A 21,527-nucleotide genomic window follows, 5' to 3' on the forward strand; every position below is an offset into this window, starting at 1 on the left:
GCACCTCATTCTTCCTGTCGAACGTGGGACGGCCTCCTCGCGCGTCTCCTCGTGGGAACCGTATAGCCTTTCGGGCGCCTACGCGGAGCACCAGAAGCATGATTTCGCGTTCCCGCCACGCGGGGTGCCGCCGCGGGCGGAGCGCGGGCGCCGGTCGCGCGGGAATACCCACCACCGGGTGTCACTCGTTCGTGTAAAACACGTGCTCCCCGCGGCGCGTACGAGCAGTCGAGCATCGGAGTACGTCGTGACTTTCGCGGAAGCACTGGTGCGGCGGGCGCCGTGGCGGGAGTTCCCCGGCAACCTCGCGTTGGCGGCCTGGCACCTGCACGAGCGCGAACCGGTGCTGGTGGACGCGCACCGGGCGGTGCACGCGGCCTCGACGATCAAAGTGCTGCCGCTGATCGCCGCGCTGCGCGCGGTCGAGCGCGGCGAGCTCGACCTGGCCGCCGACATGCCCGTGCCCACCGCGCGCGTCGGCGGTTCCGGCGTGCTCAAGGACCTTCGCTGCCGGCGGCTGCCGTTGGACGACCTGCTCACGCTCATGATCGCGATCAGCGACAACACGGCGGCCAACGCCGTGCTCGACCTCGTCGGCTTCACCGCCGTCGACGAGCTCGCCCGCGAACTCGGCTGCACCGGCACGCGCGTGCAGCGGCACCTGATGGCCACCGACGAACCGGGCGTGCTGGAAACGACCGCGCTCGACCAGGCGCGCGTGCTCGACCGCGTGGCCACCGGTGCGGCCCTCGGTCCGGAAGCCTCCCGCCACGCCCTGCGCACGCTGTCGCGCCAGCACGTGCGCGACCGGCTGCCCGCCGAGCTGCCGGAGTGCGCCCGCAGCTGGAACAAGACCGGCGAGATCGCCGGCCACCGCCACGACGTGGCCCTGCTCGGCAGGGAGGAACCCGAGTGCGTCGTGGCCGTGCTGACCGATCGGCTCGAGGACGAGCGCGCCGCGTGCGCGCACATCGCCGGGATCGGCAGCGCGGCCTTCGCCGCGCTGCCGCAGCGTCCTCCCCCCGCCGCGGTGGGGAACGCGGTGGCGGAGAGCGCGGCCGCAGCGGGGGACGCGGAGGCAGCGGGGGCCGGCACCGCGGAACCGGGCGGCCCCGCGGAACCGGGCGGCACCGCTCAGCCGGTGCGGCGCTCGTAGACCACGCGGCCGTCCACCATGGTCAGATCCACCTGGCAGTCGGCGATGTGCGCGGCGTCGAGGGCGAACGGGTCGCGGTCGAGCACGACGAGATCGGCCGCCTTGCCGCGCTCGACCGTGCCGGTGCCGCCCTCCATGTGGTTGACCCAGGCGGTGCCGGCGGTGTGCGCGGCGAGCGCGTCGACCAGCTCCAGCCGCTGCTCCGGCAGGAACGGCTCCGCCTGCACGTCCGGGTCCGTGCGGTTCACCGCCACGTGCAGCGCGCGCAGCGGTTCCGCCTCGGACACCGGCCAGTCGCTGCCCGCGGCGAGCACCGCGCCGGCAGCGCGCAGCGACCGGAACGGGTACTGCCAGCGCGACCGCCGCGAGCCCAGGTGGGGCACGGTCAGCTCGGTCATCGCCGCGTCGTTGACCGCCCAGGCCTCCTGCACCGTCGCGGCCACCCCGAGCCCCCGGAACCGGGCCAGGTCGTCCGGGTGCACCACCTGCACGTGCGCGATCTGGTGCCGCGCCCCGGAGGCGCTGCCCTCGCGGGCCAGCGCGATCGCGTCCAGCACGTCGCGCACCGCCCGGTCGCCCACCGCGTGGAAGTGCAGCTGGAACTGCTCGGCGTCCAGCAGCGGCACGGCGCGCAGCAGCGTCTCCCGGGGGACGAAGGACATCCCCGTGTCCCGCTGCGCCAGGTACGGCTGCAGCATCGACGCGGTGAAGTTCTCGCACACACCGTCCTGCATGATCTTCACCGCGTCCGCGCGGAACCGCTCGCCGCGGGCGCGCTCGCGGCGGTCGCGCAGCTCGTCGATCTGCTCGGTGTCGCGCTGGCGGTCCCACCACAGCGCGCCGCGCACCTTCGCGGTCAGCAGTCCGCGGCGGTCGGCGGAGAGGTAGGTCTCCAGCGTGTCGCCGTAGCCCAGGTAGGCGCCGACGATCGCGTCGTGCCAGCCCACCACGCCCCGGGCCTGCAGGTAGCGCTGGCCCTCGACGAGCGCGGCGAGGTACTCCTCGGTGGAGGTCGTCGGCAGCGCGCGGGCGACCAACCGGGTCGCGCCCTCGTGCAGCGTCCCGCTGGGGCGGCCCTGCTCGTCGCGCTCCACCCGGCCGTCGGGGGGATCCGGCGTGTTGTGGTCGACCCCGGCCAGCCGCAACGCGGCCGTGTTCACCCACGCGCCGTGGTGGTCGCCGTTGACGAGGTACGCGGGCCGGTCCCCGGTGACCTCGTCGAGGGCTTCGCGCGTCGGTGTGCCGCCCGGGAAGTGCCCGGGGTCCCAACCGCCGCCGAGCAGCCAGTCAGGGTCGTGGGTGCGCAGGTAGTCGCGGATGCGGCGCAGCGCGTCCCGCGCGTCGGCGCTGTCGGTGAGATCGCAGCGCAGCCGCTGCAGCCCGCCGTAGATCGGGTGCGCGTGCCCGTCGAAGAACCCCGGGATGAGCAACCGGCCGCGCAGGTCGACGAGATCGGTGCCCGGACCGACGAGCTCGTCCACGGCGGTGCGCCCCAGCGCTGCGATGCGCCCGTCGCGCACCGCCACCGCGTCCGTCCAGGAGCGGGCGGCGTCCATGGTGGCCACAGGTCCACCGAGGAAGGCGACATCGGCGTGCGGGGAACGCATGCCGCTCATTGTCGCAGGTGATCGCTGGAGGTCACCGCGCTCGTTCGCCCGTGATCAGCGCCACCGCCTCCTCCCGCGCGGTCGGGTCGACCTCCGGCGGGCGGAAGCCGTTGCGGCGCGCGTGCTCGACCAGCTCCGGTTCCGGGGCCACGTCGTGCTCCCGCAGGTAGTACGGCGCCGCGGCGGGCCAGACCCACGTGCCGTCGGTGTGGAACGACAGCGGCACGACCGGGCCGCGCTCCGGCGCCAACCGGTCCGCGTCGGTGTCGCGGGCCGGGACGACCGCGGGGGCGCTGTCCAGGTAGTTCAGCAGCGGTTCGCGCTCGGCGGGGGGCACGGCGGGGTGCGCGGTGATCGGCCTGCCGGTCCCGTCGAAGACCTCGGCGGTGCGCAGCGCCGGGTGCGCGCCGGCGGAACCCCCGCCCGGCGCGCCGCCGCGCCGGGCCAGCCAGTCCGGTGTGGACTCGGCGGGGCGCGGGAACATGCGCAGCTCGTCGACGTAGGCCTGCGGCGGCGGGGGGTTCTGCCACTGCGGTTCGTGGTCGCCGTTGAAGTCGACCGCGTAGCTGCCGGGGCGCTGCAACCGGTACAGGGCGCTGACCCAGGTTCCCCGCTCGGGCTGGTACATGCCCTCGCGCAGGCGCACGAACAACCGCTTGACGTCCACCGGGGCCGCCAGCGGCACCTGCGTGCCGTTGGGCGCGACGAGCACGGCCGAGACCTCGTCGTGCACCCCGGCCGCGCGGTACTCGACGCGCGTCTCCTGCCAGCCCGGGGGGAGGGCGTGCACGACCAGCCGGCCGATCTCCTGGATCAGCCGCTGCTGCTCGGCCTGGTCCAGAGTGCCCGGTGTGTCGGACTGCGGTGCGTTCGGTTGCGCGAGCGATCCCGGTTGACTCATACCCTGCATCCTCCCAGCTCGAAGACGACCTCGGGAGCCGTTCCCGCCATTGCCGGCTCCCCCCGGTCGTGCGGCGGCACCGGCAGCCTAGAAGAGAGCGGCGCGGTGGAGTCCGCTCCGTCGACGTCCCGCCTCCGCGAGGCGCGCCGGAAGCGGACCGTTCGGGCATCGTCGGCGCGGGTGGTTATCCTGAACGCGGCGTTGCCAACACAAAGTGAGGTCGGTGTGCCGCTCCGTATTCTTCTGGCCGGTGCGACCGGAGTCGTGGGGTCTGCGCTCGTCCCGCTGCTGCGAAAACGCGATCACCAGGTCACCGCGCTGATCCGGGACCGGGACGAGCACGTGGAGGGCGCCGACGAGTTCGTCATCGCCGACGCGACCGCCCCGGACGACCTGCGCGCCGCCGTCCTCGGCGCTCGTCCGGACGTGGTCGTCGATCTGCTCAGCGACTGCGGCAGCAGCGAGCCGGCCGAGCGCGCGCGCCGCACCGCGCGGCTGCGCGGCACCGGCAGCCTGACCCTGGCGCAGGCCGCGATCGCGGCGGGGGCCCGCCGGATCATCACGCACGGCCTCACCGCGACCTACCGGCCCGAGGGCCACGACGTGCTCGACGAGGAGTCGCCGTTGTGGACCGACGCGCCCGACGAGTGGGGCGACATGGTCAGCGCCGTGGCCGATGTGGAGAACGCGGTGCTGACCAGCCCGGACATCGAGGGCGTGGTGCTGCGCTTCGGCGCGCTGTACGGCCCCGGCACCGGGTTCGCACCCGAGGGTGCCCAGTACGAGCAGGTGCGCGGCAGCGAGCTGCCGCTCATCGAGGGCGGCATCGGCATGACCTCGTTCACCCACGTCGAGGACGCCGCCGGGGCGGTCGTCGAAGTGCTCGCCGGGGTGGACCCGGGCACGTACAACGTCGTGGACAACGAACCCGCGGAGTCGGGCGAGTGGCTGCCCGCCTACGCGCGCATGATCGGCGCGCCGGAGCCGGTGGTGCTCAGCCGGGAGCAGGCGGACGCGCAGCTGTCCTGGTGGACCGTGCACCAGCTCTCCGAGCAGCGCGGCGCCAGCAACTTCCGCCTGCGGGAGACCGCGGGCTGGCGGCCGACGTGGCCGAGCTGGCGGGAGGGGTTCGCGTCGATGTTCGGGCTCTGGCCCGGTTAGCAGGACTTCGCCGGGGTGGTGCGGCCGAGCGGGTGCCTCGTGTTGACCGGTTCGCGGTCCTCGGCACTAGGATGCCGACACGATCAGGTGACGGATGCGGCGCACGGCCACCCGTCACGAGCAGCGCCCGGTGAACGGGAGGGGTGCGGCCACGTGGTCACCGCTGATGTGTCCGAGCTGCGCGATCGCGTCGGTGCCGAGGCGGTCACCACCGACCCCGATGTGCTCGACGCTGCCAGCAGGGACCGCGCGACGTTCTGCCCCGCGGGGACGCCCGCGGCACTGGTGCGCGCGCGGAGCACCGCCGATGTCGCCGCCGCGGTGCGCTGGGCCCGCGAGAACCGGGTCCCGGTCGTGCCGCAGGGTGCGCGCTCCGGCCTGTCCGGCGCGGCGAACGCCGTCGACGACTGCTTGCTGCTGTCGCTGGAGAAGATGGACGGCATCGTCGAGATCGACGCCGAGGAGCAGGTGGCGGTGGTCCAGCCCGGCGTGATCAACGGTGACCTCGCGGCGGCGGCGGGCCGGCACGGCCTGTACTACCCGCCGGACCCGGGTTCGAAGTCGCTGTCCACGATCGGCGGCAACGTGGCCACCAACGCCGGCGGGATGTGCTGCGTCAAGTACGGCGTGACCGGGGACTTCGTGCGCGGCCTCGAGGTCGTGCTCAGCGACGGGCGCACCACCCGGACCGGCAGGCGCACCGCCAAGGGCGTCGCCGGCTACGACCTGACGCAGCTGCTGGTGGGCTCCGAGGGCACGCTCGGCGTGGTGACCGAGGTGACGCTGGCGCTGCGCCCGGCCGCGGCGCAGCCGCTGACCGCGGTCGCGTTCTTCCCGACGGTGCAGGACGCCTGCCGCACCGTGACCGGCTTCCTCGCCACCGGGCACCGGCCCTCGGTGCTGGAGTTCATGGACCGTCCCACGGTGCGGGCGGTGCAGCAGATCGCCGATCTCGGGTTCCCCGAGGAGATGGCGGCGATGCTGCTGGTGCAGTCCGACCGGGGCGAGCAGGCGCCGGAGGAGCTGGCCGAGTTCGACCGCGTGGCGCGCAAGCACGCGGCCTCGGAGGTCGTCGTCGCCGACGACCCGGCCGAGGGGGAGATGCTCATGCGCGCCCGCCGCCTCGTCGGCGACGCGCACGAGCTGCTGGGCTCGCTGCTCATCGACGACGTGTGCGTGCCGCGCAGGCACCTGGTGGACCTCGTCAGCGGGTTGCACGCCATCGCCGCCGAGCAGGACGTGCGGGTGCTGTGCGCCGGGCACGCCGGTGACGGGAACATGCACCCGGTCGTGGCCTTCGACGGGGAGGACGCGGCCGAGGCGGTTCGGGCGCAGCGCGCTTTCGACGCGATCATGGAGCTGGGGCTGCGCCTGGGCGGGACGATCACCGGCGAGCACGGGGTGGGCCACCTCAAGCGCCGCTGGCTGGCCGAGGAGCTGGACGAGGCGGGGCTGGACGCCCAGCGCGGCATCAAGCGGGCGCTCGATCCCGAGGGGATCCTGAACCCGGGCCGCGTGCTGCCCGAGGCCCCCTGATCAAGCGCGCGCCGGGCGGGAGGTTCCTCCCAGCTACCCCCGTCCCCCCGCCCTCAACAGCCAACCCGCGGACTCCGCTCAGTAGTCGTAGTCGTCCTCGGCGGGGATGGTTCGCGCCTGGTCCGCCATGTCGGCGGCGTCCACGTCGTCGGGCACGTTGCCGGGGGTGTCCTCGTCGTCGAAGAACAGCTGTTCCTCGCGGGCCTGCTCAGCGGCGTCGGCCTCGGGAGTCTCCGGGTTCATCAGCTCTCCTCTCGCTGACGGGTTCTGCCGTCACGGTAGCGAACGGCGGCGCCGCGGAGGCGATCTACGCCCGTCCGGGTGAAGCCGGGGGTCGAACATTTCGCGCGAAATGCTCAACCCCCGGCCGGGCCGAGGGCGCGAGCCGGGGTCAGCTGATCGCGCGCCCCGCGTAGTCGGGCAGCGGTTCGACGTGCCGCGCGAGCTCCTCGGCGATCCCGTCGGGGAACGGTGCCGCCCTGCCCGCTGTGCTGTCCACGTGCACGAGCATGGCCTCCTGGGTGGCCCGGAGCTGCTCGCCGGCGTGCATCTCGTGGCACACGCGCAGCTTCTTCCCACCGGCCTCGACGACGCGGCTGGTCACGACCAGGTCCGAGTCCGGCGGGACCTCCCGCAGGAAGCGCACGTGCGCCTCCACCGTGTAGACCGAGCAGCCGGTGCGCTCGCGGTAGTCGGCGTCGAAGCCGAGCTGCTCCAGCACGTTGTCGCTGGCGTGCCCGAACACGACGCCGTAGTACCCCTCGGTCAGGTGGCCGTTGTAGTCGATCCACTCGGGACGGACCTGCTGGTGCAGCGGTGCCAGTCGGGTCATGCGGCGTCCTCCTGCTCGCCCTGCTGTCCGCGGACCTGCCCGATCGCGCGCATGACGGCGATCACCGCGCGGTCGCGCTCGGCCACCATCTCAGGGATGCTGCGCTCGTCGGAAGCCTCGGCGCAGCCCGAGACCATGCGCTCGCGCAGCTCCGAGGTGAGCTCCGGTGCCTGCAACCTGGTCCACGGGGACTGCAGCGAGGGGCCGAAGTGGTCGAGCATGTGCGCCATCCCGCCCTCGCCGCCGGCCAGGTGGAAGGTCAGGCACGGCCCGAACAGGGGCCAGCGCAGACCGGGGCCCTCGGTGATCGACCGGTCGATCTGCTCCACGGTGGCTTCGCCGTTGGCCACCATGTGCAGCGCCTCCCGCCAGATCGCCTCCTGCAGGCGGTTGGCGATGAAGCCGGGGACCTCGCGGTCCATGGTGATCACGGACTTGCCGGCGCTCTCGAAGAAGCGGCCGGCCCAGTCGACGGCCCACTGCTCGGTGCGCTCACCACCCACCACCTCGACGAGCGGGATGAGGTACGGGGGGTTGAACGGGTGCCCGACGACGAGCCGCTCGGGGTGGGGGCTGTCCGGCTGCATCTCGGTCATGCCGTAGCCCGAGGTGGACGAGGAGACGACGACACCGGCCGGGGTGGCGGCGTCGATGCGGGCCAGCAGGTCCCGCTTGACCTCGAGGTCCTCCGGGGCGCTCTCCTGGACGAATTCCGCCTCGGCGACGGCTTGCTCCAATGTGGACGCCACGGTCAGGTTCCTCCGCGAGGCGCCCGGGGACAGGCCGAGCTCGGTCAGCGCGGGCCAGGCCGCGTCGACGAGCCGGGTGAGCTTGGCCTCGGCGTCGGGGGCCGGGTCCCACGCGGTCACGTGGTAGCCGCGGGCGAGGAAGTGGGCGACCCAGCCGCCGCCGATGACACCGGCACCGATGCAGGCGACCCGGCGCACCGCCTCCGCGGCGGGAGTGTTGTCGGACACGTGCTTTCCTTTCGGTGAGAACGGGTGGGGAGAGCCCGTTCCGGGACCCCGCTCGCAGCGGAGGGGGTTCCGGAACGGGTTCTCAAGCGCGCGGCAGGCCGAGCTTGGTCCGCGCCTCGTCGGGGGTGGCGATCTTGCCGCCCATGCCCTCGACGATCGTCACAGCGCGCTCGACGAGCTGGGCGTTGGTGGCCTTGACCCCCTTGCTCAGGTAGAGGTTGTCCTCCAGGCCGACGCGGACGTTGCCGCCCAGCGCCGCGGTGAGACCCACCCAGGGAAGCTGGTTGCGGCCGATGCCGAAGCTCGCCCAGTTCGCCCCCGCCGGCATCATGCCCACCATGGACTGCAGCACGGCCGGGTCCGCCGGGGCGCCGTACGGGATGCCCATGCACAGCTGGAACAGCGCCGGGTCGTCGATGAGGCCTTCCTCGATGAGCCGGGTGGCGAACCACATCTGGCCGGTGTCGAAGATCTCGAGCTCCGGCTTGACGCCGAGCTCCTGGATGCGGCGGGCACCCGCGCGGAGCATGTCCGGAGTGGAGATGTAGAGCTGGCTGCCTTCGCCGAAGTTGAGCGAACCGCAGTCCATCGTGCAGATGTCCGGCAGCAGCTCCGCCACGTGCGGCAGCCGGTCGAGACCGTTGACCAGGTCGGTTCCGTCCACCGGCTTGAGCGGGTCCTCCTGGTCGATGACGAGGTCACCGCCCATGCCGGCGGTGAGGTTGATGACCACGTCGACGCCGGTCTCCTTGATGCGGTGCACGACCTCGCGGTACAGCGCGGTCTCGCGCGATCCCGCCCCGGTGTCCACATCGCGCACGTGGATGTGCACCACCGAGGCGCCGGCGTTGGCCGCGTCGACCGCGGAGGTGGCGATCTGCTCCGGCGTGACGGGGACGTGCTCGCTCCTCTTCGTCGTGTCTCCGGCGCCGGTGAGCGCTGCTGTCAGGATGACGGGGTTGTCCACGGTGGACCTCCTTGGATACGACGGCACCTGCCGACCGGATCGGTGAGGCGGTCGGTTCGTGCTGCGGTGGTGGGTTGTCGTGTGGTTTCGCCCGGATGGCGGGGCGTTGGGCCGTTCGGCGGGCGGTGTCAGTGCCGCACGACGTCGCGCTCGACGAAATCGCGCAGCAGCTCGCGCATGCCGTCCACCGAGCGGCCGGGGCGGCCGGTCATCACCTGGATGCCCAGCCCGTCGACGAGCGCTGCCAGAGCGGCGGTGAGCGCGTCGGCGTCCCGCTCGACGAACACGCCCTGCTGCTGCCCCTCCCGGATGGTCCGCGCGATGGTGTCGTGCCACCGCGCGTACGAGTCGCTGTGCAGGACCTGCAGGTTCGGGTTGAGCGAGCTCTCGTTCCAGACCTGCAGCCAGATGGACCACTCCTGCCGGAGCAGCCCCGGGGTGGGCAGCTGCAGCTCGACCAGGCGCAGCAGCCGCTCGTGCGCGTCGGCGATGGCGTGCAGCTCCGCGACCTGCCGGTCGAAGGCCAGCCGCACCGCGTAGCGCAACGTCGCGGTGAGCAGGTCGTCCCGGCCGGGGAAGTGGTAGTGGATCGTCGCCGAGGAGGTTCCGCACGCGCGCGCCACGTCGGACACGCGCACCGCGTGGAAGCCCCGCTCGGCGATCAGCGTCCACGCCGCGTCGAGGATCTGCTGGTAGCGCCCGGCTTCGGCGGAGCCCTCGAGGGATCCGTCCACCTTGGCCGTGCGCTGCGGGATCGCCGCGACGGTTTCGACGTCGTCGGCGCCGTTGATCAGCCAGTTGACCGTGACGTCACCGACCTCGGCGATCTGCTTGAGCTCGGTGGCGGTGAACCGCCGGGTGCCCGCGAGGGACTTCGACAACTTCGTCGGGTCGAGTCCGACTTCGCCGGCGAAGGCCCGCTGGCTTCCGGGGTAGGTCCGCAAGACCTCCCGGACGCGATGACGCAGTTCGGCTGTCGTGTCCTGCACAGTGGAAGACCGTAGCAGGGGTATTGCGATTATCGCAATGCCGGTGCAGACTCATGGGATACCTGACCGGCTGCCGCCGCGATGTCGAAGCGGGAAACGTCCTGGTGTGATGGATTCTGCTTCCGTATTGACCGATTCCGCGCGGCAGATCCACGGTCTGGTGCGATTCAACGACTGATTCATCAGTCGACTCGCAACGCCGGACCGGCGGCGGAGCGAGCCCGCCCCTGCGGGACCGTCCCGCAGGGGAGACCTGGGAGGTGCTCGAAGCCATCGGTATCGCGACCGGAGAGATCCGGATCGACAGACAGGTTTTCTGGTTCGCGCTGATATTGGTCGCGATCGTCTGCGTACCCGTGATGATCGCGCCGGAGCGCGGCATGGCCGCCCTGGACGCCGTGCTGAGCTTCCTCGGCGGGCAGTTCGGGTGGCTGTACCTCCTGGCGGCGGCCGCCCTGGCCGGACTGCTGGCCTGCCTGGCCTTCAGCCGCTTCGGCCGGGTGAAGTTCGGCGACGCCGCGGACAGGCCCGACCACTCGCTCGTCGCGTGGCTCGGCATGATCTTCACCGCCGCCATCGGCGGCGGCATCATGTACTGGGGCATCATCGAGTGGGCCTACTACTACAACGACCCCCCGCGGCAGATGGATCCGCACAGCGTCGAAGCGGCGCACTGGGCGGCGACCTACCCGCTGTTCCACTGGGGTCCGACCGCGTGGGCGCTGTTCTGCCTGCCCGCGCTGGCCCTGTCGTACCTCTACCACGTGCGCAAGCGGCCGACGCTGCGGCTGAGCGAAGCCTGCCGCGGAGTCCTCGGCGACCGCGTCGACGGCTGGCTCGGCAAAGTCATCGACGTGCTGTTCATCTTCGGGTTGATCGGTGCCGCCGGTACCTCGCTGGGACTCGAGGTTCCGGTCATATCCGAAGGTGCTTCCACCATCTTCCCGGTGGACAAGGGCATCGGGCTGGACATCGGGGTGATCGCCGTCTGGACGCTGCTGTTCGGTTGCAGTGTCTACTTCGGATTGCAGCGCGGTCTGAAGCGCCTGGCCAACGCCAACCTCGGCATCGCCGGCGTGTTCGCGCTGTTCCTGCTCGTCGCCGGGCCCACCGTGTTCATGATCGACACGGCGACCAACAGCCTCGGCATCCTGCTGAACAACTTCCTCGAGATGAGCTTCTACACCGACCCGGTCGGCGGCTCCGGGTTCGAGGAGGACTGGACGATCTTCTACTGGGGCTGGTGGATCTCCTACGCCCCGTTCGTCGGCCTGTTCGTGGCCAAGATCTCCAAGGGGCGGACGATCCGCGGCATGATCGCGGCGATGTGCTTCGGCGGCAGCGCCGGGTGCTGGCTGTCGTTCATGCTCATGGGCAACACCGGCCTGTTCTACGAGGTCCGCGACGTGCTGCCGGTGGCGGGCATCGTCGCGCAGCAGGGCGACACCGCGGGCATCGTGGCGACGCTGCTCGCGATGCCGTGGGGCGGCGTCGCGCTCGGCCTGTTCCTCGTGCTGCTGATGGTGTTCCTGGCCACGACGCTGGACTCCTCGGCCTACACCATGGCCGCCGCGGCGACGCGGCACCTGCCGCGCGACGCCGACCCGGCGCGCTGGCACCGCGTGTTCTGGGCGGTCGTGCTCTCCGGCGTGTCCGTGGCGCTGATGTACGCCGGCGGGTTGGACGCGCTGCAGACCCTGTCGATCATCACCGCGTTCCCGCTGATCTTCGTGCTGGCCATCGTCGCCGTCTCCTTCTGGCGGGCCCTGGTCGCCGATGAGCGCGCGGGCGTGCTGGACACCACACCGCCGCGGGGACGCGGTGCCGGGACCGCGAGCGGGACCGGCGCGGAGGCCGCCACCGGCGCCGCGACCGGCGAGGCCGCCCCGGAAACCCCGGACACCGCGGAGCGCGCGGCCGTGCGCTGAGGTACAGCTGCTCCCCGCGGCAGCGCCGCCGCGGGGAGCAGCGCGGTGCACCACCGTTCCTGCCCAGCACATGCGGGCGAGCAGGCGGCGCACCCCGTGTTCGCGTGTTCCAACCGTCCGGGCGATCCTGGGTGCCGGGTGTGCGGATTGACCGAAAGGGGACCCCGGGATGCAGCTCGGCAGGACGAGCGAGACCGCCGCGACGGAGCGGAACCGCTGGCCGGTGCTCGTGCTCTGCCTGGCGGCCGGCTTCATGACCCTGCTGGACGTGAGCATCGTGAACGTGGCGCTGCCGTCCATCCAGCAGGGCCTCGACGCCCCGGCCAGCGCCCTGTCCTGGGTGGTGTCCGGCTACGCGCTGACGTTCGGGCTCGTGCTCGTCCCCGCGGGCCGCATCGGCGACGACCACGGGCGCGGCCGCATGTTCCTGCTCGCCCTCGCGCTGTTCACCCTCGCCAGCGCTGCTGCCGGCTTCGCGCAGAGCGGCCTGTGGCTGGTGCTCGCGCGCCTGGCCCAGGGCGCTGCCGGCGGCATCCTCAACCCGCAGGTGCTCGGGCTGATGCAGCAGATGTTCCACGGGCGCGAGCGCGGCAAGGCCTTCGGCCTGTTCGGCGCCGTCATCGGCGTGTCCACCGCGATCGGCCCGATGCTCGGCGGGCTCATCATCGAGCTCGCCGGGGCGGAGAACGGGTGGCGCTGGATCTTCTTCGTCAACCTGCCCATCGGCGCGCTCGCCCTGCTCTACGGACTGCGGGTGCTGCCGCGCGACCGCCCGCAGGCGGGCGGGAACTCGCTGGACCTCGTCGGCGTGGCGCTGCTCGGCGCCGGGCTCGTGTGCCTGCTGCTGCCGCTGGTCGAGCTGGAGAGCGGGAGCGGAACACCGTGGTACCTGCTCGTGGTCGCGCCGGTGCTGCTGGCCGCGTTCGTCGCCTGGGAGCAGCGCTACCGGTCGGCGGGCAACGCACCGCTGGTCGACCTGCGGCTGCTGCGGATCCGCAGCTACGCCTTCGGGACGCTGCTGGCGCTGCTGTACTTCGCCGGGTTCACCGGGATCTTCTTCGTGCTCGCCGTGTACCTGCAGCGCGGCCTCGACTACACGGCGCTGCAGGCGGGGCTGTCGCTCACCCCGTTCGCCGTGGGCTCCGCGGTCTCCTCGGTCGTCGGCGGGCGCCTGGTCGCGCGGTTCGGGCGCCGCCTCGTCGCGGTCGGCCTGTGCGCGGCGCTGCTGGGGCTGCTCGTCACCGACGTGGTGCTGGCCGCCGCCCCCGGACCGTGGGCCGGGGGAGCCATCGCGCTGCCGCTGCTGCTGGCCGGGGCGGGCAGCGGCCTGGTGATCTCGCCGAACCAGACGGTCACGCTCAGCGAGATCGACCCGGAGTCCGGCGGCACGGCCGCCGGGGTGCAGCAGACCGGCCAGCGCATCGGATCCTCCCTGGGGATCGCCGCGGCCTCCGGGGTGTTCTTCCACGCCCTGGCCGCGGGCGGCTACACCACGGCGATCACGCACGGGCTGTGGGTGTCGGTGGTGTTCGTCGCCGCGGCGCTGGTCGTCGCCGCGGTCGACCTCGTCAAGGGCAGCCGGGCGAGCGCGCAGCCGCACGCCCGGTAGCGCCCGCCCGGTGATCCTCACGAACGCCGGCCCAGCCGGGCGTGGCGGTAGCCGTACGCCAGGTACAGCACGAGGCCGAGCACCAGCCACGCGGCGAAGCGGATCCAGGTCAGCACGTCCAGGTTCACCATGAGGTACAGGCACGCCAGCGCGGTCGCGATCGGCAGCAGGGGCGACAGCGGTACGCGCACCGGACGTTCCATGCCCGGTTTCGTCCGCCGCAGCACCGGCACCGCCAGGGCGACGATGAGCATCCCGGAGAGCGCGCCGATGCTGACCATGTCGGCCAGCTCGGAGATCGGCACGAAACCCGCCAGCAGCATGATCAGCGCGGTCCCGCCGATGGTGACGCGGTGCGGTGTGCCCCACCGGCCGTGCACCCGCGCCAGCGGCCGCGGGAGCAGGCCGTCGCGTGCCATGGCGAAGCCGATGCGACCGATGGTGACCAGCTGGACCAGCATCACCGAGGTCAGCCCGGTCACCGCGCCGAGCGCGATCACCGCCGCCATCCAGGGCTGGCCCACGGTGTGGAACGCGGCCGCCAGCGGCGCGCCCTCGTCGATGCGGCGGTAGTCCACCATCGCGGTCAGCACCAGCGCCACCCCGATGTACAGCGCCGTGCACAGCGCCAGGCTGCCGAGCAGGCCCACGGGGAGGTCGCGGCGCGGGTGACGGGTCTCCTCGCCGAGGTTGGCGAGCGCTTCGAAGCCGGTGTAGGCGAAGAACACGACCGCCGCGGCGGTGAGCACCCCGCCGAGGCCGTACATCGTCTGCCCGATGCCCAGCGCGGCTTCGAGGAGCGGCTGGCCCAGCACCGTGGTCGTCTCCGGTGCCGGTTGGGGCGGCGGGATGAACGGAGTCAGGTTGGCGGTGCGGACGAAGAACAGCCCCGCGGCGACGAGGAGCACGCACACGGCGACCTTGATGACCACGAGCGCGTTCGTCGCCCACGAGGACTGCCGGATGCCCGTGACGACCACGGTCGCCAGCACGGCGAGGATCGCGACGGCGCCGAGGTTGATCGCCGCGTCCTCGCCGAACCACTGCTGCGGCAGGTGCAGCAGGCTGGCCACGTAGGCCGACCAGCTGCGGGAGACCACCGCGGCACCGAGCGCGAACTCGAGCAGCAGGTCCCAACCGATGATCCAGGCGAAGATCTCACCGAGCGCGGCGTAGGCGTAGGTGTAGGCGCTGCCCGCGGTCGGCACGGACGAGGCGAGTTCGGCGTAGCACAGCGCTGCGAGGGCGGCCACGACCCCGCCGATGAGGAAGGACAGCACCACGGCGGGACCGGCGTGCTGCTTCGCCTCCACGCCGGTGAGCGTGAAGATGCCCGTGCCCACGATGATGCCGACCCCGAAGCCGACGAGGTCGCGCCCGCGCAGGCGGCGGACCAGCGTGCCGGTGCGGGTGCGTTCCAGGACGTCCTCGACCGGGAGCGTGCGCAGCAGATCCACGCCGGAACCGTAGATCACGCGGGCAAGGCGCGCAGGGGGCGCGGCGTATCACCGCGACCACGAGGGACGCGCGAGGTTCTCCGCGCCCGCCGGGCGGAGCCGGGCGCGGGGAGTGAAAGCACCGGGCAGGGGTTCGGCGGAATCCTCACCGAACGTCGCCGCGGTAACCTGCTGCGTCACTGGTATGTTGATCATGAAATCCGGTCATGGCGGCCCAAGCAGGCGTACGTCGCATTCGGGATGGTCGGTGCGTCGTGCGCAGCACGGGGCGGCAGCCTGCTGGTAGACCCGTCACTGGAAAGGCAGGATCGTGAACTACGGCGGCCCGCAAACTCAGCCGCGCAACGGTCTGGGGACAGCTGCGCTCACGCTCGGGATCATCGGCCTCGTGCTGGCCTTCATCCCGATCATCGGGTTCTTCGGATTCCTCCTCGGCGTTCTCGCGCTGATATTCGGCATCGTCGGTGGGCTGCGTACGCGGAAGGGCCAGGCGACGAACTCCGGAGTCGCTTGGACGGGGCTCGGCCTGGGCGCCGCGGCGATCGTCGTCAGCACTGCGGTGTTCGGTGGATTCGCCGTGAGCCTCGACGAGGAGCTGAACGGCGGCCGGAGCGCGGAGGCGGGCAGCACGCAGACGGCCTCGCCCGGAAACGGCGGGCAGAAGGGGAACGAGTCGACCACGCTGTCCTTCGGTGAATCGCACACGTGGCAGGGCGGTGAGACCGTTACCGTCTCGACTCCGACCGAATACACCCCGGACAACGAGTTCCTGGCAGCGCCGGAAGGAAAGCGCTACGCCTCGGTCGACGTGACGATCCGCAACGGTGGAGACGCGGAGCACCAGGTGATGCAGACGGAGCTGACCGCTCAACACAACGGGAGGGTCGCCCAGCAGAACCATATGGCGGGCGACCCGCTGCCCGACGCGCAGATCCCGCCGGGCGGGGAGACCACGTTCACGGCGGTCTACGAAGTGGGCGCCGCCCCGGGCGAATTCCGCCTCTCGGTGCAGCCAAACGCGTTTGCCGCGGAGACCGCGTACTTCACCGGCGAGTTCTGAACCGCAGCGCGGTTCGCGTCCTACCCGGTGCACCGGGTAGGACGCGAACCGTTGTGGAATCGGTGTGCGCGGCGGTGCGCACCTGAGCCTCCGCTCAGCCCGGCACGGGCTCGGTGTTGCGGTCCCACACGCGGTGGCGGGTGAGCGCACCGGTGAGCTCCTCGGTGAACTGCTCCGGCAGGCTCCCGCCGGTGTCGGACGCGGTGACCGCGCCCTGGTCGACGACCACGCCGTCGCCGCCGGTCTGCGCCGTGCGCACGGTGTCCACGGTGGCCTGCCGCAGCAGCGAGACGCCCGCGCCGCTGGCGGCCACCGGCTTGTGGTGCCGGTACGCCTCGGCGAGGAAGTGCACCGCGTAACCGTCGCCGGACAGCGTCCGCACGCTCTCCTCGCCGCCGGGCACGAACACCGCGTCGTAGATGACCGAGGCCGTCGTGCGCATGCCGTGGTCCACCGCCACCTCGTCGCCGTCGTCGCCGCGCAGCGTGCCCTCGCGCGGGGCGAGCACGTCGACGTGCGCGCCCTGGCCGGTCAGCCGCTCCCGGACCGCGACCACCTCGCCCGCCGAGACGCCGTCCGCGGCCAGCACCGCGACCTGCCGCGTGGCGACCGTGTCCATGACCGTGTTCGCCTGGCTCAGCGCGGGGGAGCTCTTGCCGTGGTTAGTGCGGACGGCCTCGGCCGGGGGTGTGACGCCGATGCCTTCGGCGACCGACCTGGCCAGCTCGTGATCGACGTGGTTGAGGTGCTCGACGACTCCCTCGCGGATGTGGAAGTGCTCGACCTTTCCCAGCTCGAACTGGAACGCGGCGATGATGTGGTCCTTCTCCCAGTGGGCCATGCTGTTCCAGAACAGGGTGGCCTGGCTGTAGTGGTCCTGGAAGCTCTCGCTGCGTTTGCTGATCTTGGCGCCTTCGACCTTCTCCTGGTAGTGCCGGAACACCTCCTCGTCACCGGCGATCGCCGGGCACCCGCCGGAGAGGCTGTTCTTGTGGTACGTCGCCTTGCTGGTGTGTATCCGGTTCTGCTGGAAACCGTCGCGCTGGTGGGTGGAGATCTCGGTGATGGCGCGGTTGACCGGCAGGTACGAGAAGTTCGGCCCGCCCAGCCTGATCAGTTGCGTGTCCAGGTAGGAGAAGTTGCGCGCCTGCAGCAGCGGATCGTTGGTGAAGTCGATGCCCGGCACGACGTTGGCCGTGTGGAAGGCCACCTGCTCGGTCTCGGCGAAGAAGTTGTCCGGGTTGCGGTTGAGCTGGAGCTTGCCCACCGGCTGGACGGGCACCTCCTCCTCCGGGATGATCTTGGTGGCGTCGAGCAGGTCGAAGTCGAAGTCAAACTCCCGGGACTCGTCGACAAGCTGGACCCCGAGCTCCCACTCCGGGTAGTCGCCGGCCTCGATGGCCTCCCACAGGTCCTGCCGGTTGAAGTCGGGGTTCTTGCCCGCGGCCTTCTGGGTCTCGTCCCACACCAGCGAGTGCGTGCCCAGCACGGGTTTCCAGTGGAACTTGACGAACGTGGCCTTGCCCTCGGCGTTGACGAACCGGAAGGTGTGCACCCCGAAGCCCTGCATCATTCGGTAGCTGCGCGGGATGGCGCGGTCGGACATCAGCCACATCATCATGTGCATCGTCTCGGGCTGCAGCTGCACGAAGTCCCAGAGCGTGTCGTGGGCCGAGGCGCCCTGCGGGATGCCGGTGTCCGGTTCCGGTTTCACGGCGTGCACGAAGTCCGGGAACTTGATCCCGTCCTGGATGAAGAACACCGGCATGTTGTTGCCGACGAGGTCGTAGTTGCCCTGGCTGGTGTAGAACTTCGTCGCGAACCCGCGCACGTCCCGCACGGTGTCGTTGGAGCCCTTGGAGCCCTGCACGGTGGAGAATCGCACGAATACCGGGGTCTGCTCCTGCGGATCGGTCAGGAACCGGGCGGCGGTGTAGTCCGACAACCACCCGCTGTAGGGCTGGAAGAAGCCGTAGGCCCCCGACCCCCGAGCGTGCACGACCCGTTCCGGAATGCGCTCGTGGTCGAAGTGCGTGATCTTCTCACGGTTGTGGAAGTCCTCCAGCAGCGTGGGGCCACGCTCCCCCGCGGTCAGGGCGTCGTCGCTGTGGTCGATCTGCACGCCCTGCTGGGTGGTGAGGTGGGTGTCCTGCGGATCCTTGCGGACCTCGTCGAGCTGGCGGTGCTTCTCATCGTTCGAGCCGTCTGCCATTGCGCACCCCTTCACGCGGCTTGTGATTGCAGTCTCCACGGATGGGATTTCCCGCTGCCGAGGTTGTTATTCCTCCGCGCCGTCACTCGAACACGGGCCGTCACTCGAACACGGCGCGTCTCTCGAGCACGGGTCGTCACTCGGACACGGGATGTCACTTGGGCACAGGGCACCACTCGGGCACAGGTCTCACCCGAACACGGGCAGTTCGGAGAACACCTCCGGAGCCGCGGCCACGAGCAGGAAGTGCCCGGAGCGGCCGAGCAGGCTCGCGCCGAGGAACGCCACCAGCGGCAGCCGCGCCGCGCCGGACAGCAGGCACATCACCGAGTACGGCGGCAGCCCGGGGACAGCGCTGATCATCAGCACGCCGGTGCCCCACCAGGGTTGCTGCCGGGTGCGCTGCTGGAACCCGTCGAACCAGGCCGACCAGCGCCCCCGGCGCCGACGCTGCACCCGCCGGCTGAGCCGCGTGCCGAGGGTGACGCTGCCGCGACCGGCGAAGTACAGCAAGCTCTTGCCCGCGACCTGGCCGACCGCCGCGGCCAGCGCGAGCGGCCACCAGCTCACCCCGTCCACCGTCGAGAGCACGCCGACGAGGTAGAGCTCGATGTTGACCAGGGGGAACACGCTGCCGAGCGCGGCCGTGCCCGCGGTGGTCAGCAACCACCCCAGCATCACGCGACCAGCCGCGGCGGCCGGGCGGGTGAGCGGTGCATCGGCTGAACTCCCAGGGGTCGGTGACCTGCGCGCGTGCTGGAAGCCTACTGGCCGCGCCGGTCCCGCCCGGAGGTGGAAGGCCGCGGTGTGGCCGCGGCTACTCCGGGTCGCCCGCCTCCGACGTGTCCGACTGCTCCGGGGAACCCGGGTCCCACTCCAGCAGCCGGACGCGGCTGACGGTGCGCAGGTGGCGCCGCATCGCGGTGGCGGCCGCGCGCGCCTGCTGCGCGCGGATGGCTTCGGCGATGCGCTCGTGCTGGGCGAGTGAGCGCTGCGGGCGGTCGGGTTGGCGCAGCGACTCCGCGCGGCTCTCGGCGATGTCGTCGTCGAGCCGCCGCATGAACTCGGCCAGCAGGTCGCTGTGCGCGGCGGCGGTGACCGCGGCGTGGAACCGCCGGTCGCCGTCGAGGCCGAAGTCGCCCTCCTCGATCTCGGTGCGCATCCTGCCCAGCGCCGCGTCGATCGCGACCAGGTCGTCCGCGGAGCGCCGCTGCGCGGCGAGCTCGGCGAGCTTCGTCTCCAGCGCCTCCCGCGCGTCGAGGACGTCGGGCAGGCGGCGCTGGCGGTCCAGCAGTTCGTCCACGGGTTCGGTCTCGACGGTGTCGCGGCGCAGGTAGGTGCCGCCCCCGTGCCGCACCTCGACGACGCCCTGGACCTCCAGGGCCGCGATCGCCTGGCGCACCGAGGCGCGGCTGACGCCGAAGCGGTCGGACAGCTCGCGCTCGGAGGGCAGCCGGTCTCCCGCGCGCAGCCCGGCAGCGGTGACGTGCTCGCGCAGGCGCGCGACCACCTGCTCGTACAGCCGCGTGCGCGCCAGCGGGCGGAAGGCCTCGGACACCGCTACTCCTCGACACCGCGGGGCTGCCGGTGCGGCGGCAGCACAGCGCCACCGACCGCAGCGAGGTTCACTGGATGAACCAGTTCTACCACGTGCGCTTGACGGGACCGCGCGTCACCGGGAGAGTGGTCCAACCAGTGATCCAGCACACCCGGTGATGCGCAACCGGTGATGCGCACCACTCCGGGTTGCCCACAGCGTCCCAGGTCTGCAGCGGGAGGGGCAGTGTCGCCCGAAATCATCTCCATCCTCGCGCTCGTCGCCTGCTTCGTGGTGGCGACGACCATCTCGGTGAACATGGGCGTGGTCGCCTTCACCGCCGCGTTCCTCGTCGGCCGGTTCGTCGCGGGGTTCGACGACGAGACGATCTTCGCCGGCTTCCCCGGCGACATCTTCCTCGTGCTGGTCGGCGTGACGTACCTGTTCGCGATCGCCCGGGCCAACGGCACGACCGACTGGCTGGTGAGCTGGTCGGTCCGCCTCGTCGGGGGCCGCGTGGCGGCCGTCCCCTGGGTGATGTTCGGCGTCGCCGCCGTGCTGACCGCGATCGGGGCGGCCAGCCCGGCCGCCTGCGCGATCATCGCGCCGATCGCGCTGAACTTCGCCTTCAAGCACGGCATCAACCCGCTGCTGATGGGGGCGATGGTCGTGCACGGCACGCAGGCCGGTGGCTTCTCGCCGATCAGCGTTTTCGGGGTCATCGTCAACGGGGTCGTGGAGGGCAACGACCTGCCGGGCAGCCCGCTGCTGCTGTTCGTGAGCAGCCTCGTGCTCAACCTCGCGATCGCGGTGTTCGCCTACGTCGCCTTCGGCGGGATGCGCCTGCTGCGCGCCGAGCGGCCGGCCGCCGCGCTCTCCGGCGGGGGAGGCGCCGGCGGGGGAGGTGCCGGCGGCGACGCGCCCGGTGCCGCCACGCGCACCGGCTCCGGCGAGCAGGCCGCGGGGCAGCTCGAGGAGCTGCCGCTGACCCTGGAGCGCCTGGGCACGTTGCTCGGCCTGGCCGTGCTCGTGATCGGCACCCTGGTGTTCGGCCTCGACGTGGGCTTCGCCGCGATCACCGTGGGCCTGGTGCTCACCCTGCTGTGGCCGCGTTCGGCGAAGAACGCCCCGAGCGAGGTCAACTGGTCCACCGTGCTGCTCATCTGCGGCGTGCTCACCTACGTCGGCGTGCTGCAGGAGATGGGCACGATCGACTACACCGGCCAGGCGGTCGCCGCGATCGGCCTCCCCCTGGTGGGGGCGCTGCTGCTGTGCTACATCGGCGGCATCGTGTCCGCGTTCGCCTCCTCGACCGGGATCATGGGGGCGTTGATCCCGCTGGCGATCCCGTTCCTGGAGCAGGGCGCGGTCGCCCCGATCGGCATGGTCGTGGCGCTGGCGCTGGCGTCCACGGTGGTCGACGTCTCCCCGTTCTCCACGAACGGGGCGATCGTGCTGGCCAACGCCAAGGGTGTGGATCGGGACCGGTTCTTCCGGCAGCTGCTGATCTACGGTGCGACCATCACCGCCCTGGGCCCGGCCCTGGTGTGGCTGGTGTTCGTGGTTCCCGGGCTGGTGTGACGAGCGAGCGACGTGGA

18 protein-coding genes are annotated in these 21,527 nt (G+C 71.8%); 7 read left to right on the top strand and 11 right to left on the bottom strand.

All coding sequences use genetic code 11. From position 1 onward, the window contains the following. Window positions 1-247 precede the first annotated feature (247 nt). A complete protein-coding gene (locus ACVGV0_RS08265; RefSeq protein WP_459159276.1) occupies window positions 248-1,156 on the top strand; it encodes a serine hydrolase in 909 nt (302 codons plus the stop codon). On the opposite strand, the gene ACVGV0_RS08270 is transcribed toward ACVGV0_RS08265, so the two are convergent. Both ACVGV0_RS08270 and ACVGV0_RS08275 read right to left on the bottom strand, forming a co-directional pair. Further along, a complete protein-coding gene (locus ACVGV0_RS08270) occupies window positions 1,135-2,763 on the bottom strand; it encodes an amidohydrolase (protein ID WP_459159277.1) in 1,629 nt (542 codons plus the stop codon). The genes ACVGV0_RS08265 and ACVGV0_RS08270 overlap by 22 nt on opposite strands. Before the next feature lie 31 nt (window positions 2,764-2,794). Next, entirely contained in the window at window positions 2,795-3,664 is an 870-nt protein-coding gene (locus ACVGV0_RS08275; protein WP_459159278.1) for a hypothetical protein, read from the bottom strand. Window positions 3,665-3,889: 225 nt separating this feature from the next. On the opposite strand from ACVGV0_RS08275, the gene ACVGV0_RS08280 reads away from it, so the two are divergent. Further along, window positions 3,890-4,825: an NAD-dependent epimerase/dehydratase family protein gene (locus ACVGV0_RS08280; RefSeq protein WP_459159957.1), complete on the top strand. Its 936-nt coding sequence runs from the start codon at window positions 3,890-3,892 to the stop codon at window positions 4,823-4,825. A gap of 153 nt (window positions 4,826-4,978) precedes the next feature. Next, complete coding sequence (locus ACVGV0_RS08285) at window positions 4,979-6,361, top strand: FAD-binding oxidoreductase (RefSeq protein ID WP_459159279.1); 1,383 nt, start codon at window positions 4,979-4,981, stop codon at window positions 6,359-6,361. Window positions 6,362-6,439: 78 nt separating this feature from the next. Here the strand turns inward: ACVGV0_RS08285 and ACVGV0_RS08290 are convergent, their stop codons facing one another. From ACVGV0_RS08290 to ACVGV0_RS08310, 5 genes are all read right to left on the bottom strand, one after another. Continuing rightward, window positions 6,440-6,604: a hypothetical protein gene (locus ACVGV0_RS08290; protein WP_459159280.1), complete on the bottom strand. Its 165-nt coding sequence runs from the start codon at window positions 6,602-6,604 to the stop codon at window positions 6,440-6,442. A 148-nt stretch (window positions 6,605-6,752) separates the two neighbouring features. Next, on the bottom strand, window positions 6,753-7,193 hold the full coding sequence (locus tag ACVGV0_RS08295) for a thioesterase family protein (protein ID WP_459159281.1): 441 nt from the start codon (window positions 7,191-7,193) through the stop codon (window positions 6,753-6,755). Then, window positions 7,190-8,170 carry a 3-hydroxyacyl-CoA dehydrogenase NAD-binding domain-containing protein gene (locus ACVGV0_RS08300; RefSeq protein ID WP_459159282.1) on the bottom strand — a complete coding sequence of 327 codons (981 nt, stop codon included), beginning with the start codon at window positions 8,168-8,170 and terminating at the stop codon, window positions 7,190-7,192. The genes ACVGV0_RS08295 and ACVGV0_RS08300 overlap by 4 nt, the downstream gene beginning before the upstream one ends. Before the next feature lie 82 nt (window positions 8,171-8,252). Continuing rightward, entirely contained in the window at window positions 8,253-9,137 is an 885-nt protein-coding gene (locus ACVGV0_RS08305) for a beta-keto acid cleavage family enzyme (protein WP_459159283.1), read from the bottom strand. Between the two features lie 128 nt (window positions 9,138-9,265). Next, a complete protein-coding gene (locus ACVGV0_RS08310; RefSeq protein ID WP_459159284.1) occupies window positions 9,266-10,126 on the bottom strand; it encodes a TetR family transcriptional regulator C-terminal domain-containing protein in 861 nt (286 codons plus the stop codon). 260 nt (window positions 10,127-10,386) lie between these two features. Here ACVGV0_RS08310 and ACVGV0_RS08315 point away from each other — a divergent pair, with 260 nt between their 5' ends. Both ACVGV0_RS08315 and ACVGV0_RS08320 read left to right on the top strand, forming a co-directional pair. After that, complete coding sequence (locus tag ACVGV0_RS08315; RefSeq protein ID WP_459159285.1) at window positions 10,387-12,054, top strand: BCCT family transporter; 1,668 nt, start codon at window positions 10,387-10,389, stop codon at window positions 12,052-12,054. 169 nt (window positions 12,055-12,223) lie between these two features. After that, window positions 12,224-13,663, top strand: a complete 1,440-nt coding sequence (locus tag ACVGV0_RS08320) for an MFS transporter (protein ID WP_459159286.1) — start codon at window positions 12,224-12,226, stop codon at window positions 13,661-13,663. A 17-nt stretch (window positions 13,664-13,680) separates the two neighbouring features. Here ACVGV0_RS08320 and ACVGV0_RS08325 read toward each other — a convergent pair whose 3' ends face one another. Continuing rightward, entirely contained in the window at window positions 13,681-15,120 is a 1,440-nt protein-coding gene (locus tag ACVGV0_RS08325; protein WP_459159287.1) for an amino acid permease, read from the bottom strand. 310 nt (window positions 15,121-15,430) lie between these two features. Here ACVGV0_RS08325 and ACVGV0_RS08330 point away from each other — a divergent pair, with 310 nt between their 5' ends. Next, on the top strand, window positions 15,431-16,180 hold the full coding sequence (locus ACVGV0_RS08330; RefSeq protein WP_459159288.1) for a DUF4190 domain-containing protein: 750 nt from the start codon (window positions 15,431-15,433) through the stop codon (window positions 16,178-16,180). 94 nt (window positions 16,181-16,274) lie between these two features. Here the strand turns inward: ACVGV0_RS08330 and ACVGV0_RS08335 are convergent, their stop codons facing one another. From ACVGV0_RS08335 to ACVGV0_RS08345, 3 genes are all read right to left on the bottom strand, one after another. Next, entirely contained in the window at window positions 16,275-18,392 is a 2,118-nt protein-coding gene (locus ACVGV0_RS08335) for a catalase (protein ID WP_459159289.1), read from the bottom strand. Between the two features lie 189 nt (window positions 18,393-18,581). After that, on the bottom strand, window positions 18,582-19,070 hold the full coding sequence (locus ACVGV0_RS08340; protein WP_459159290.1) for a VTT domain-containing protein: 489 nt from the start codon (window positions 19,068-19,070) through the stop codon (window positions 18,582-18,584). A gap of 139 nt (window positions 19,071-19,209) precedes the next feature. Then, window positions 19,210-19,950 carry a FadR/GntR family transcriptional regulator gene (locus tag ACVGV0_RS08345; RefSeq protein ID WP_459159291.1) on the bottom strand — a complete coding sequence of 247 codons (741 nt, stop codon included), beginning with the start codon at window positions 19,948-19,950 and terminating at the stop codon, window positions 19,210-19,212. A 225-nt stretch (window positions 19,951-20,175) separates the two neighbouring features. Between ACVGV0_RS08345 and ACVGV0_RS08350 the strand changes: the two genes are divergently transcribed. After that, the gene (locus tag ACVGV0_RS08350) at window positions 20,176-21,510 is read left to right on the top strand and encodes an SLC13 family permease (protein ID WP_459159292.1); all 1,335 of its coding nucleotides are present in this window, start codon (window positions 20,176-20,178) and stop codon (window positions 21,508-21,510) included. Window positions 21,511-21,527: the final 17 nt, after the last annotated feature.

This window comes from Salinifilum ghardaiensis (assembly GCF_054491345.1).